At 36.8% G+C, this 15,140-nt stretch carries 10 protein-coding genes and 1 pseudogene; 8 read left to right on the top strand and 3 right to left on the bottom strand.

The window, feature by feature from the left end:
• Positions 1-82 precede the first annotated feature (82 nt).
• From AC3WV0_RS04815 to AC3WV0_RS04805, 3 genes are all read right to left on the bottom strand, one after another.
• On the bottom strand, positions 83-1,714 hold the full coding sequence (locus tag AC3WV0_RS04815) for a M1 family metallopeptidase (protein WP_488844453.1): 1,632 nt from the start codon (positions 1,712-1,714) through the stop codon (positions 83-85).
• A gap of 1,164 nt (positions 1,715-2,878) precedes the next feature.
• The gene (gene tatC / locus AC3WV0_RS04810) at positions 2,879-3,706 is read right to left on the bottom strand and encodes a twin-arginine translocase subunit TatC (protein WP_488844451.1); all 828 of its coding nucleotides are present in this window, start codon (positions 3,704-3,706) and stop codon (positions 2,879-2,881) included.
• A 460-nt stretch (positions 3,707-4,166) separates the two neighbouring features.
• Positions 4,167-5,126: a KpsF/GutQ family sugar-phosphate isomerase gene (locus AC3WV0_RS04805; RefSeq protein WP_488844449.1), complete on the bottom strand. Its 960-nt coding sequence runs from the start codon at positions 5,124-5,126 to the stop codon at positions 4,167-4,169.
• A gap of 155 nt (positions 5,127-5,281) precedes the next feature.
• Here AC3WV0_RS04805 and recQ point away from each other — a divergent pair, with 155 nt between their 5' ends.
• From recQ to AC3WV0_RS04765, 8 genes and pseudogenes are all read left to right on the top strand, one after another.
• Positions 5,282-7,486: a DNA helicase RecQ gene (gene recQ / locus AC3WV0_RS04800; protein WP_488844447.1), complete on the top strand. Its 2,205-nt coding sequence runs from the start codon at positions 5,282-5,284 to the stop codon at positions 7,484-7,486.
• Between the two features lie 159 nt (positions 7,487-7,645).
• Positions 7,646-8,725: a glycosyltransferase gene (locus AC3WV0_RS04795; protein WP_488844445.1), complete on the top strand. Its 1,080-nt coding sequence runs from the start codon at positions 7,646-7,648 to the stop codon at positions 8,723-8,725.
• Positions 8,726-8,786: 61 nt separating this feature from the next.
• On the top strand, positions 8,787-9,131 hold the full coding sequence (locus tag AC3WV0_RS04790; RefSeq protein WP_488844443.1) for a hypothetical protein: 345 nt from the start codon (positions 8,787-8,789) through the stop codon (positions 9,129-9,131).
• A 54-nt stretch (positions 9,132-9,185) separates the two neighbouring features.
• A complete protein-coding gene (locus AC3WV0_RS04785; protein ID WP_488844441.1) occupies positions 9,186-9,866 on the top strand; it encodes a RusA family crossover junction endodeoxyribonuclease in 681 nt (226 codons plus the stop codon).
• 109 nt (positions 9,867-9,975) lie between these two features.
• Complete coding sequence (gene lpdA / locus AC3WV0_RS04780) at positions 9,976-11,379, top strand: dihydrolipoyl dehydrogenase (protein WP_488844440.1); 1,404 nt, start codon at positions 9,976-9,978, stop codon at positions 11,377-11,379.
• Positions 11,380-11,648: 269 nt separating this feature from the next.
• Positions 11,649-12,500 (top strand): proline and serine-rich protein 1 family protein, encoded by an 852-nt coding sequence (locus AC3WV0_RS04775; RefSeq protein WP_488844438.1) that lies wholly within the window; start codon positions 11,649-11,651, stop codon positions 12,498-12,500.
• Between the two features lie 98 nt (positions 12,501-12,598).
• Positions 12,599-13,423, top strand: a complete 825-nt coding sequence (locus tag AC3WV0_RS04770; protein ID WP_488844436.1) for a CvfB family protein — start codon at positions 12,599-12,601, stop codon at positions 13,421-13,423.
• A gap of 100 nt (positions 13,424-13,523) precedes the next feature.
• Positions 13,524-15,069: pseudogene (locus AC3WV0_RS04765) on the top strand (IS1182 family transposase).
• Positions 15,070-15,140: the final 71 nt, after the last annotated feature.

Genomic DNA, 15,140 nt, shown 5'->3' with positions numbered 1-15,140 from the left:
GTTACGGATTGCGGTATTAAATTTTTCATAAAAAAAGACAAACCCTTTCATATAAAGATTTGTCTTCGGTTTATTTTGAATATTACTCTACTTTTCGGTACTTGATGTAATAGTTATTGTTGAATTGTACCGGATTTCCGCTTTTCAGTTTGACAGTCTGCCACTGCTCGGTAGGCTTGATCGTCTGTTCACCGTCAATTCGTATCGGGAGTTTCAGGTCTTTTATAGCATTGGTGTATCGGAACCTGAGCTCTTCTCCTTTTTGAGAATATTCTAAGGTCGGAACATTTGTTGTTCTCAAATATTGATTAAATACGCTTGAGAAATCAATTCCCGATTTTTTCGAAATATAACCTTCAATCTGTTGGGTGGTGACCGTCTGATGATAAAAATCTTTGTTGATGCCTCTCAGTATTTCCCTGAATTTATCATCATTATTGATTATCTGGCGGATGGTGTGAAGCATGCTGGCGCCCTTAGGATACATATCGCCGCTTCCTTCATTTCTCACTCCGTATTTTCCGATGATAGGAATATCGTTGCTGACCGTTCTATGAATTCCCTGCATATAAACGTCCGCCGATTTTTTATCCATGAATTTTTCTGTGAATAACACTTCGGAATACATAGTAAATCCTTCATGAACCCACATATCCGCCTGGTCTTTTGCTGTAATATTATTGGCAAACCATTCGTGTCCGCTTTCGTGAATAATAATATAATCCCAGTTGAGGCCGACACCCGTTCCTGAAAGATCATTTCCCAGATATCCGTTCTGATAATGATTTCCGTACGCCACGTTGCTCTGATGCTCCATTCCCAGGTAAGGAGATTCTACCAATTTGTATGAATCTTCATAAAAAGGATACGGACCAAACCAATATTCAAATGCAGAAAGCATCGGTTTTACCTGCTGAAACTGTTTTTTGGCTTTGTCAAGATTATAATCAATCACCCAGTAATCGAGATCCAACTTGCCTTTTTCTCCGTTAAAAGTATCTTTAAAATTTACATATTTACCAACGTTCGGAATGATGGAGTAGGCATTGATAGGATTTTTGACTTCCCAGGTATAGGCTGTTTTGGAGCCTTCGTCCTTTTTACTGATCAGCCTTCCGTTTCCTACGCCCACAAGATCTTTTGGAGTGATGATTTTCATAACGACGCCATTGTCGGGTTCATCGCTCCAGATATCTTTTGTCGGAAGCCAGATGGAGGCTCCGATTCCCTCATCGGCTACGCTCATCCACGGATTTCCCTTTTCGTCTCTGGTGAAGACCCAGCCGCCGTCCCATGGGGCCTGTTTTGCAATCGTCGGGTTTCCGGAATAGGCTACGTTAATGGTATATTTTTCTCCCTTCTTAAAAGCTTTATTGGTTTTGATCCAGATAAAATCACCATCCTGCTTATAGTCTGCCACCGGAAAACTTGCTTCCACCTTATCAGCTTTCATGGGCTGCTGGAGATCAATCTGGAATGTAGGATTGGTAACGTCCTTAATGATTTCAAAACTGATTTTATTATTTCCTTTGATGCTTTTTGCTGCAAAATCCGGCTCTATGGAAAGATCATATTTCTTCACATCCCAGAAGTTTCTGAATGTTGTATTAGAACCTTTTAAAGTATCCTGTTTTGTAAAGGTTTTTTCTTTTTCGAAGAACTGACCGAATACCAGGCCCGAAGCCAATAAAACAGTATATGAAAGTTTTTTCATCTGAATTAAATTAATCTTCCAAAAATAGAAAATAAATTGATTACAAAAACGGAAAACTAAGATTGTTTGTATGATCTGTGATTAAATAATCATCTATAATACTGTTTCTTTACAGATCGTGTACCGATAGTTTCTGAAAGTGAAATTTTGTAAGATTGAGCAAGAAAAAAGTAGTCCCACTTAGAATACTTTATCCAATAATCCTTCGGAGCTTTTGGTAGTGATTTACTGCATTGGCGGCGGAAACGTATCATCTGGAAGTGGTTACGCAGTTTTCCAAGAACAATACTTTTCTAAAGGAACCAAGAGTAGCTTTTAGATAAGTTATTAACCGTTGAATAAGAAATCAATGGCATCGCCCGTAAGTTATCTTGTCCCTCGCCCGAAGGAAGGTGTTTCCTCCGCTCGGAGGACAGTGTCTCTCTCGCTCGAGGGATGGCATGTCCCTAGTACGTAGTAAATATTGTACTGTAGTAATGCTCCTATCAACGCAAGAGGAATCTATCATTAGAATGGGGATTTTCATCAGTGTGTTACTCCAGCTAGGAAATCTTTCTCAGCCGGAGTTTGGCTTCGACTTCGCTCAGCCAACATTGAGTTAGAGGGTTTGAGAATGGGAGTGCTGAAGGATTTTAAGCGGTACAAGATTCCCCTCAATGGATGGGTGGCAAAAATTCAAAGAATTTTTGACGGGGTGGTTTAAGAAAGATTCTGAGATTGGTAGCTTCGAGTCGCATCAGACACCCTTGGAGTTGCAGTATTTGAGAGTTTTCAGGATTCGATATGAGAGTTTAAATAGGATTCGTTATCATTTGCTGAGTGCTAAAGTTTATGCTGAGCCTGTCGAAGTACCTTTTGCGCTCAAAAGAATATGCATACTATATAAATCTCTTGCGAACATAGTGTTAAAAATTAAAAGCTAACGTTACCGCTATGCCGAGATTCCTACAGAATGACAAAAAGTAGTCGACTGGCGTTGGCTGAGCGGAGTCGAAGGCCCGGTAATGATTAATTGCTTTAGAAATAGTTTCGGCGAGCCAGAGGCTCGCCGAAACTATTCAATGTATTGTTGTTTAATCGTTGACAGGATTTTATCCTGTCCTGATTTAGGTCGTCCTTTCAGGACTCCTTATTGTTTTTTTGATTGCTTTTATGAATTTAACACTATTCCTGCACCGCGGGTAAATTATTTGCTGCTTTCTGTACTTTCTTATAGGTGTAGGAACACATGATGATACTGAATTCATAGAGCAACAGTAATGGAAATGCAGCCATTAGCATACTCAGGACGTCTGCCGGAGTAATGATTGCGGCAACGACCATGATTAGAACTATGGCATGACGACGGTATGTTTTCATGAATGTTGGCGTAAGAATTCCGATGGTCGTCAGGAAATAAATGAGAACCGGGAAGAGAAAAATAACACCCATCCCGAGAACCACCTGTAAAAACAGGGTCGTATAATCACTCAGGTCATAAAGTGGAATGATGATATCCGAGATCTTAAAAATAACTCCGAAATTAACGGCAAAAGGAAGAATAAGGAAATATCCGCATAAAACGCCTGTCATAAACAGAATCCAGACCGAATTGATAATGAATATGGAGTTTTTTCTTTCTTTAGGATGCAGCGCAGGGCTGATGAATCGCCATAATTCCCATACGATATATGGAAAAGCGAGCACGATACCTCCAAAAATGGAAACGGCCATCATCACATTAAACTGCTGATATAATTTGCTGGCACGCACCGGAAAGTCTTTCGGAAGATGAATGCTGTCTTCACCCAAAATCATTTTGGAAAAATGGTTAACGATCTCGAAGGTGGCAAAATCGTTTCTGGTAGGACCGAAAAAGATATGGTCCATAATCCAGTTGATATTAAAACCAATAATAACCGCCGCAATGATGATTGCAAGAATACAACGGATGAGGTGACCTCTTAATTCCCCAATATGCCCAAGGAAAGACATGTCTTTAACATCACTCACAGGATAATTTTTTTAAGATTCCAAATTTATGAAAAAAGTTTCAGTAAAGCAGAAGTTAGTTAAGTGCGGAAGATTGAAGTTTAAAATTTGCCGGTTATTTTTATTCCTGCTTATTTATATTAACTCGGTGTGCATTCTTATTCATTTAGTCAGTTTAGTGGATTTCGAAGAAATCATATCGAGAAGTTGTACAGCGAGTTGTCTCCTTATAGGTTCTCGATAAAAAATTATTTCAGAATTTTTGCTCGAACAGACGACGAATCTTCGTATCGAATAATTAACGTACACGTCACTTCGAGTAGACTTTGAAGAAGTCGTATCGAGAAGCCGGGATTCCGGTCGGCATTATTCATCAGTTCTCGATACATTTTTATCCGCTTTGCTCCAAAAAACACTCGAACGGACGAATCTAAAATCAAATTATGCAAAATTAGTATCTGAACGATCTACCATCTTTAACCTAAATAATCCCTTCATCCAGCAATTTATGCAGATCAATAATACCGAAATATTTTCCGTTTTCTGTTACTACAAGCTGTCCGATATTATTATCTTTTAAAATCTTCATCGCTTCTTTTGCCAGGGCGTTTCTTTCGATTGTTTTTGGGTTGGCAGACATAATATCTTTCGCCAGGACTTTTGAAATATCATCGCCTTTCAGCAGCATTCTTCTTAAATCGCCATCAGTGATTACACCGATAATCTCATCGTTGTTGGTAACTACTGTAATACCGTGTCTGGAGCCGCTTATGGAAATAATGACATCTTTCACAGTATCGTTTTCCGTTACTTCAGGTTTTTGGGAAGAAAGAAAATCATCAACCTTTGAAATTAAGTTTTTACCCAGACTTCCACCCGGATGAAACTTGGCAAAATCATTAGCCTTAAAATCATTCATCTCCATTAAAGCAATAGCTAAAGCATCTCCCAACGCCATCTGCAACGTTGTAGAACTTGTCGGGGCTAGCTTATTGGGGCAGGCTTCCATATCGACATGGGTGTCCAGTATCATTTCAGAGAATTCTGCCAGTTTGCTGGTTTTATTACCCGTCATCCCGATGAGCGCAGAAGAATAATCTTTAAGGTAAGGAACCAGATTTACGATTTCCGGTGAATTTCCTGAGTTGGAAATACACAAAACGACATCCTGCTTCTGAATTACGCCCAGATCTCCATGAATCGCTTCCGAAGCATGTAAAAACTGGGATGGCGTTCCGGTGGAATTTAAAGTTGCTACGATCTTGTTGCCCACATGTGCCGATTTACCGATTCCGACCACGATCAGTTTTCCTTTTGCAGAATGAATGATTTCTACTGCCTTGGCAAAATCGTCATTTAATCTGTCCCGGAGTTTTTCAAGTTCTGAAATTTCTATTTCTAAAGTGCTTTTCGCTATTGAAATGATATCGGCTCTTTCCATTTTACTTACATGAGGCATATAAAAATCACTAAAAAAACGTTATATTTTTGATAGAATCTTTATTATAAACTTTATTTTTTATAAATTCGTTCGCTTTTATTTTAAGCGAAAAATTCATAACTTTGGATTAGATGCAAATTTAGCAATAAAATTAGATGAGCGCAAAAAAAGCCAATTTATCAGGCGAATTGAAAAGATATTTCGGATTTTCTACTTTTAAAGGGCAGCAGGAACAAATTATAGACAATCTTCTGAACGGAAAGGATATATTTGTTTTAATGCCAACAGGAGGTGGTAAATCCTTATGCTACCAGCTTCCGGCACTTATTTCCGAAGGTACCGCCATTGTGGTTTCACCTTTGATAGCGTTAATGAAAAATCAGGTGGATGCGGTGAACGGACTTTCATCTGATAACGGAGTGGCCCATGTTTTAAATTCATCATTAAACAAAACCCAGACCAAGCAGGTATTTGACGATATAAAAAGCGGTAAGACAAAACTTCTTTATGTCGCTCCGGAATCTCTTATTAAAGAAGATTATCTTGATTTTCTGAAAGATGTAAAAATATCATTTTTCGCGATTGACGAAGCCCACTGTATTTCAGAATGGGGTCATGATTTCAGACCGGAATACCGAAACCTGAAGTCGATTATTGACAAGATTGCCGATGTTCCGGTCATCGCTCTTACAGCAACGGCAACCCCTAAAGTGCAGGATGATATCCAGAAGACGTTGGGAATGACGAATGCACTGGTCTTTAAGGAAAGCTTCAACAGACCAAACCTTTATTATGAAGTACGTCCGAAAGTAAATGTTGATAAGGAAATTGTAAAATTTATCAATCAGAATAAAGGGAAATCAGGGATTGTATATTGCCTCAGCCGGCGTAAAGTTGAGGAGTTTGCCCAGCTTCTTCAGGTAAATGGAATCAATGCACTGCCTTATCACGCAGGTCTTGACCAGAAGGTAAGGGTGGCTAACCAGGATAAGTTCCTGATGGAAGAGGTAGACGTTATTGTTGCTACGATTGCTTTTGGGATGGGAATTGATAAGCCGGATGTACGTTTCGTGATTCATTATGATTTCCCGAAATCTCTGGAAAGTTATTATCAGGAAACCGGAAGAGCGGGAAGAGATGGCGGAGAAGGGTATTGTCTTGCATTTTACGATCCTAAAGACATCGAAAAACTGGAGAAATTCCTTGCTCAAAAACCTGTTTCCGAAAGAGAAATCGGATTGCAGCTGTTAAATGAAGTCGTAGGTTATGCCGAAACTTCCATGAGCAGGAGACAATATATTCTGTATTATTTTGGTGAAAATTTTGATCCGGTAAACGGAGACGGCGCCAAAATGTGCGATAATTCATCAAACCCTCCAAAATTAAAGGATGCGACTGATGATCTGAAAAAAGTTCTTGAATTAATCAGAGATACGGGAGAAAAATTTAAGGCAAAAGACCTTATTTCCATTATCGCCGGGAAAGAAACGGCGGTTACCAAATCTTACAAGCTCGAGCAGACTTCGTATTTCGGTTTCGGAAAAGAAGAAAAAGATAATCACTGGAAAACGATCCTTAGACAGGCTACAGTTCAGAATTTTTTACAAAAAGACATTGAAACATATGGTGTCTTAAAAATCGCAGAAAAAGGCAGACTTGTTTTGGACGGAAAACTGGAACACTCATTTCTCATTGCGGAAGACAGGGAATTTGATCTTACGCAGGCGAAAGCGGAAAGTGATCAGGTTCAGATGCAGTCGGCAGGAGGTTTAGATCAGAATCTTTTCAACCAGCTGAAGGAACTGAGAAAGAAAGTCGCCAAAAAGCATGGCATTCCACCTTACACGGTTTTTATGGATCCGAGCCTCGAAGATATGACGGTTCAATATCCCATAACTGTTGAAGAAATTGGTAAAATCTACGGTGTAGGTGAAGGTAAAGCACGAAAATATGGTAAAGAGTTTGCCGATTTTATCAGTAAATATGTAGAAGACAACAACATCGAGCGTACCCAGGATATGGTGCTGAAGCAGGTGGCCAATAAATCCAGCCACAAAGTATTCATCATCCAGAGCACCGATAAGAAAATCGACCTTGAAGATATTGCGAGAGCGAAGAATCTTTCAATGGATGAGCTGCTGAAAGAAATGGAACGTATCGTTTACCAGGGAACCAAGCTGAATATCGATTATTATATTGAAGATAATTTTGATGAAGATATCGTAGATGGTTTCATGGAATTCATGAACGAATCTGAAAGTGACAGTATGAAGGTTTTGCTGGATGAATTCGGGGATGAACTATCTGATGAGGAAGTGAGAATGCTAAGGATAAAATTCATCAGTGACGTTGCCAATTAAAATAAATTTAAACTAAACAAAATATTTTAAAAGAAATTCTTCTGCCGGAGAGTTTCTTTTTGTTTTGAAATAGAGGTGAAAGTAAATGTCTTACGTTAAAAATCATTAATTACATGCTGAAATTTAAGGGTAATAAAACTTTTTACTAAATTTACATAGATGAAAAAGATTTCTGTCATATTTATTCTGCCGGATCTGGAAACAGGCGGCGCAGAAAGGATTGTTACCACCATTGCGAATCATCTTTCCAGAGATCGTTTCGAGCCCAAGATTTTGCTGTTACGCAAACAGGGCGGATATCTGAAATTTCTCAATAGAGATGTAGAAATCATTGATATTAATACTGAAAGAATCAGGCATTCATTAAAACCTATTCTGCGGGAAATATACCGCAGAAAACCCGATATTGTATTTTCCGGGTTTGGAGAGGTAAATGCGTATTTATCATTGTTTATCAAGCTTTTTCCGAAAACGAAATTTATCGCAAGGGAAACAAATGTGGTCACCCGGCACGTCACCAGAAAGGAAATCAAATTCTTCTATAATTTCTATAATAATTACGATAAGATTATTGCGCAGAGTGATGATATGATGCGGGATCTTATTAGAAATTTCAGCATAAAATCGAGCAAGATTGTTAAAATCAACAATCCCGTAGATTTTGATTTTATTGAATCAAAGCTTGCTTCCGCACAAAAGCCTGAAAGCTTTAAATTAAACTACAAAAACGTAGTAGCTATCGGAAATTTATCGGCAAGAAAAGGTTTTGATAATCTGCTGAAAGTTTTTTCCAGACTGAAAAATGAAAATATTCTGCTTCACATTCTGGGAGACGGAAAAGACCGCGAAATGTTGCATCAGATGAAGGATTTTCTTGGTCTTGAACACGTCATCTTCCACGGCAGACAAGAAAATCCATATGAATTCCTGAAATATGCGGACCTTTTTATTCTCTCTTCGCGCTACGAAGGATTTCCTAACGTGTTGCTTGAAGCAGGGGCTTGCGGAACCTATTCTCTGGCCAATAACTGCCCGGGAGGAATTAATGAAATCATTCAGAATACGATCAACGGGGAAATCTCAGATATTGAAGATTGTGAAAGATTTTCGCAGGAGATTCTGAGGATCCTTCATCAGAACTATGACAAAGAAGTTATCAAAAGTTCCATAAAATCGAGATTTTCCAAAAATATGATCATGGATAAATATGAAAAAGTCTTGCTGGATCTTGTGAAATAGTTGTCCGATGCCGTCTTATTTCTCTATTTTTGGAAGCGTTAATCAATTACAATTTTTATTCATGATTAAAATTCAGAAAATAGGATGCAGCTGTGAAAAACCTACCTCAAACTATACAGAATACAGAAGTTCCGAACTGGGTATAGATCACACCAACGGAAGATATGCGGAAGTGAGTATTCAGCAATGCAAGCTTTGTCAAAGGATATGGATTCATTATTTGGTTGAATTTGAACATTATTCCAAGTCGGGAAGATGGTACAAAGGAATTGTTTCGAAAAAAGACCGCTCGCAGATTACGCCCGAAAATGTGCTGGAATATATTGAAAGCCTTGAGTGGTATGTCTACGGCGGTGAATTTTTTGAAAATATGACAGCATTTGGCGTTGGGAAAATATATTTATAATTATTACCGATCCATTAAATATTTAGAGAAAACTTAAATTATAAAAAAACTAAAGTGAGAGAAAAAATTATAGAAATATTAAAAAGTAAAGCAGAAAATATTTCTGAGCTAAGAGAAGAATTATTTTTATTATTTAATAAAGATCAAGATAAAAATTATGATTTTAATAATTCAAGCATTCAAGAAGAGGAGGAAGTCACAAAGTGGATTGTGCTAAATGAAATATATTTTGTAGGTTTTGATATTAATGAAGGTGAAAAAAGGGTTTTTATTAATGAAACTGGAAAAGCTAGCTTTTTAAATCAAAGTCATTGTAAAATTTGTGATGATAAATTACCAATACATAACTTTCCTGTCAGAATTACTCCATTAACAAGACAAACTTCAACTATAATTAAAAATGAATTTAAAAAACAATTCTTATTATCACCTTACGGTAAAAATTTGACTTTTCTTAGCAAAGATAGATTATGTATCAAACTTGTTTTTATTCTCAATAAAGTTAGAGATAAAGATCTTGATAATATGGCTAAGTTATGTCTTGATGCATTGAAAGAGCATATAAACATTGATGATAAAAACATTGATCATTTAGAGTTGATCAAGTTTAAAAGTAAATTTTTAGAAAGTTCTATTATGATTAGAATTTCTAAAAGTGATATAAATACTTCTGATAATATAATTTTAAAAGGCACCCATATGGATTGGGGCGGTTTGCCAAAGTTAGATGAATAACATATAGCAAGGATTCGAAACTCTAATAAATGTCATTTTCTCAACTCATAATTAATCGTTAAATTTGTAAGCATAAGAAAGTTATTAATAAACAAATTCATAAAATAATATGAGTCAATTCGATGTTACCGTAATCGGTTCCGGTCCTGGTGGTTATGTTGCTGCAATCCGTGCTGCACAATTAGGTTTCACAACAGCAATTATTGAAAAATATCCGACTTTGGGAGGAACTTGTCTTAACGTGGGTTGTATTCCTTCAAAAGCGCTTTTGGACAGTTCAGAGCATTTTGAGAATGCAAAGCACAATTTTGCAGGACATGGAATCATTATCAACGAACCTCAGGCCGATATTGCAAGAATGATCGAGCGTAAAAACGAGGTGGTAAAGCAAAATACAGATGGAATCAACTATCTGATGAACAAAAATAAGATCACTGTTTTTGAAGGCGTTGGAAGCTTCGAATCTGCAACCCAGATCAAAGTAACAAAAAACGACGGTTCCACAGAAACTATCGAATCTAAATATACGATTATCGCGACTGGTTCAAAGCCATCTTCTCTGCCTTTCATCACGATTGATAAAGAACGTGTAATTACTTCCACGGAGGCTTTAAATCTTAAAGAAATCCCTAAACATTTGGTTGTGATCGGAGGTGGTGTCATCGGTCTTGAGTTGGGCTCAGTCTATTTAAGATTGGGTGCTCAGGTGACTGTGGTTGAATTTATGGATAAGATCATTCCTGGAATGGATGGAGCTTTAAGTAAGGAATTAACTAAAGTTCTTAAAAAACAAGGAATGAAATTTATGCTTTCTACAGCCGTTTCCGCAGTTGAAAGAAATGGAGATACTGTAAAAATCACAGCTAAAGATAAAAAAGGAGAAGAAGTAACTGTTGAAGGAGATTATTGTCTTGTTTCTGTAGGAAGAAGACCTTACACAGACGGTCTCGGACTTGAAAGAGCAGGGATAGAGCTTGACGAAAGAGGAAGAGTGAAAGTAAACGATCACCTACAGACGAATGTTGCCAACATCTATGCGATCGGAGACGTTATCAAAGGAGCAATGCTTGCTCACAAAGCAGAGGAAGAAGGTGTTTTTGTTGCTGAAACTTTAGCCGGTCAGAAGCCTCACATCAATTATAATTTAATTCCGGGAGTTGTTTATACATGGCCGGAAGTTGCCGGAGTTGGTAAAACTGAAGAGCAGCTTAAAGAAGAAGGAGTTGCTTACAAGGTAGGATCGTTCCCGATGAGAGCTTTAGGAAGAAGCCGTGCAAGTGGAGATGTTGATGGTTTGGTTAAGATCATTGCAGACGAAAAAACTGACGAAGTTCTGGGGATGCATATTGTTGGGGCAAGAGCTGCAGACCTTATTGCAGAAGGTGTCATTGCTATGGAATTCCGTGCAAGCGCTGAAGATATCGCAAGAAGTTCTCATGCGCACCCTACATATGCAGAAGCGATCAAAGAAGCAGCGTTGGATGCTACGGCGAAAAGACCAATTCATATGTAAAATTTGATTAAAAATGTAATCATTTAAAATATTTGTAAACCAGAGAGGCATTTGTCTCTCTTTTTTATTTAATATTTTAAACTGATTAAGTTTTTGTGATGAAATTTTATGATTGACAATTAATGAGTTAAAATTATTGTTGTGCTGTTATTTTTATGCTGATTAACTTTTAATTAAAACAAATATCTAAATGTTACTATTTTATCCTGTCGAAATTAAATTTTGCAGTTAAATAAATTTAAGATCAAATCAAACTCAAATAATAAATTATGAAAAGTATATTAGTAAGCGTACTGTTTCTCTTTGCAACAAATTTATTAGCACAAGAAGCAGGAAAAGCGGGTGAACTTCTGAAAAATGAAGCTTCCAAAACAGAAATAGGATCTGTTAATACTAAAAGATCAGATAGTAAGAAAAACAACAATAGCTCAGGTTTTAGAAATCAGGACAATAATGGTTTCAGAACAAACAATCCACAATATCAATGGAATCAGGAATATGGTTATTCCGAAGTTTTTCTTAGAATTCCTGAGCAGGGATTTTTCAGTGTTGAAATAGGAGATCAGTTTATATCAAATAATTCGGGGAAATTCAGGTTCTTTGATTTGCCGGCAGGAAGAATTCCCGTTTCTATTTATGAAAGTGGCTATTTATTATACAGAACTACTTTAAATGTCCGAAACAACAGTAGGCTTGTTCTTGATTTTTTCACGGATAAAGGTTTATTTTTATTGGATTCTTATCCCGTTCAGAGCCAATCTTATGGTTTCGACAGCTGGAACGATGTCTGGAATAATCCGTATGGAAACAGTGGAGGTTTAAATTATCCTAATGTTATGGATAATCGGACTTTTCAACAGTTTATAGATACAATGAAAAACAGGGCTTGGTTCGATGATAAAAAAATGGAGTTTATTAATCAGCAAGGTCGTCATGCGATGTTTACTTCAAAGCAGATTAGTATTTTGGTAAAAGATCTGAGCTTTGATAAAAATAAACTTGCCTTGGCCAAATCGTTATTTTCTAAGTGTGTTGATAAGCAAAATTATTTTCTGGTTTATGATTCTTTTGATTTTGAAAGCAGTAGAAAAGAACTGATGGAGTATATTTCTAAATTATAATAGCGAGAGGACAAAGACTTTCTCTTTTTACGCTTATAATTTACGTTTTGCAAGTTCGTATTATATTTCCGTACCTTTACCGACTAATTTTATCATCAATGCAACTCGGAAAAACTCAGACTTTAAAAATTTCAGATAAAAATAATTCAGGATGGATCTTAACGGATGAATCGGGTGAAAAAGCATTTTTGCCTAAGATTTTTATTCAGAAAGACAAAGAAATAGATGATGAAATTGAAGTTTTTGTATATCAGGATGATAATAAGCTAAAAGCAACCACAGAAATCCCATTGGCTGAAGTTGGCGAATTTGCCGTGATGAGCTGTGTACAGAGCCTTCCTAGCGGTGCCTTTATGGACTGGGGAATTATCAAAGACCTCTTTATCCCCTACAAACAGCAGAAAACAAAAATTGTTGAAGGAAAAAGATATCTCGTTCATATTTATGTTGATGAAGATCTGGAATTAATAACAGGTACAACTAAATTTAAAAGAAATCCGCAATACCAGGATCTTCCGTTTAAAAAGGGGGATAAAGTTGATCTTATCATGATGAATGAAAGCGAACTAGGCTGGAATGTAGTTATCAATAAAAAATATATCGGACTGATCTACAGTTCTGATGTTTTCAAAAAATTATATCCGCTGTCCGAAGAAACCGGTTATATCAAAGCAATTCGCGAAGATGGCAAAATTGATGTTTCTTTACAGCCGGAAGGCTTTGAGAATATCGATGAATTTAAGCAGAAAATTCTGGATAAGCTTGAAGAAAACTATGGATTACTCTACCTTTCAGACAAATCTTCGCCTGAAGAAATCAAAGATGAGCTACAGATGAGCAAGAAAAATTTCAAGAAAGCTATTGGTGGACTGTACAAGGATAAAATCATTGATATTTCAGAGGATAAAATCAAATTGTTATAAATGAAAGAAGCCGTCTCACAACTGAGGCGGTTTTTTTATATTAAAAAAGTTGTAATATTTGTGAGGATTTTGTATATTTATCTGATAATCAGTAGAATATATGAGATTTAGACATTATAATCAAAATCAGCTGGTTTTGTTTCCGCACACTTTTGAGGATTTGATTTCCAGGGATCATCCGGTTCGAATCGTGAATGATGTGATTGATAAAGTAAACATCAGCACTTTAGTTAAGGCTTATCGTAAAGAAGGAAATCCCAGCTATCATCCTCTGATGATGCTTAAGGTGATGGTTTTTGCGTATATGGAAAATATTTATTCTTCCAGGAAAATAGAAAAAGCGATGCGTGAAAATGTACTCTTCATGTGGCTCTCTAATATGAATATTGCCGACCATAATACTATTGCAAGATTCAGAAGCCAGAAATTACAGTCTGCATTTAAAGATATATTTACACAAGTGGTTTTGCTTTTAGCAGAAGAAGGATTAATCACTCTCAAACAGGTTTATACAGACGGAACCAAGATAGAAGCGCAAGCAAATCGCTACACCTTTGTTTGGGGAAAATCCATCAAAACCAACAAAGAAAAAATGCTAAAGCAGCTGGAAGAGCTTTGGAATTATGCACAGAGTGTAGCCTCTGATGAGGATAAAGATCCTGAGCCGCCAGAATTTAAGGAAATCAGTAAAGAAAAAGATACAGCAAACCGTTGAAAATATCAACCGAAAACTTTCTGGAAATACCATTTCGGACAAAGGCAAAACCAAGGCAAAAGCAAAACTCAATTATATCAAAAACAATTTTGAAAAAAACCTTGAAAAATACGAACGACAAGAAGAAATCTTGAAAGAAAGAGGCTCTTACAGCAAAACGGATGAAGATGCAACGTTTATGAGAATGAAGGAAGATCATATGAAGAATGGGCAATTAAAGCCGGCTTATAACGCACAAATCTCTACTGAAAATCAATTTATTCTCAATTACACGCTTCATCAAAATCCCACGGATACCACGACTTTAGCTTCGCATTTAGAAGAATTTAAAAAAAATATTGGCGAATAAAAATTCTCTGCAATAGAATCTCTGACCGCAGATGCGGGCTATGGGAGTGAAGAAAATTATCAATTGTTAGAAGAGCTTGAGATAGAAGCTTTCGTAAAGTACAATACCTTTGATAAAGAGCAGGACCTGCATTATCAAAACAAGCATAAAACCTTTAGCAAAGAGCATCTGCATTACAATCAGGAGCGGGATTTTTACGTTTGTCCGATGGGACAAAGAATGGAAAAAAGCTACGAAAGTACCACGAGCACAAAAAACGGTTTTAAACAAAAGCAATCCCATTACCGGGCAAAAAACTGTGAAGGTTGTCCACTGCGGGGTGTCTGTCATCAATCTAAAGATAATCGGGTGATAGAGCGCAATCATAACCTGGAGCGTCATAAAGAAATTGTCAGGAAACGCTTAAAAAGTGAAGAAGGCATAGAAAAGCGTAAAAAAAGATGTTACGATGTAGAGCCCGAGTTTGCCCATCTCAAACATAATCATCATTTTAAGAGATTTATGCTAAAATCTCTCAAAAAAGTAGAAATTGAGTTCGGATTACATGCTTTAGCCCACAATTTAAGAAAGAGAGTGGCATAATAAGCCATTTTCAAATATCGTAAAGAAAAATTTCCAAAATAATTTGAATAATATCAAAAATATAAAAAATG

This window comes from Chryseobacterium sp. 27AL (assembly GCF_057815395.1).
The sequence above is the reverse complement of the archived record's forward strand: the minus strand, read 5'-3'. Positions and strand labels throughout refer to the sequence as shown.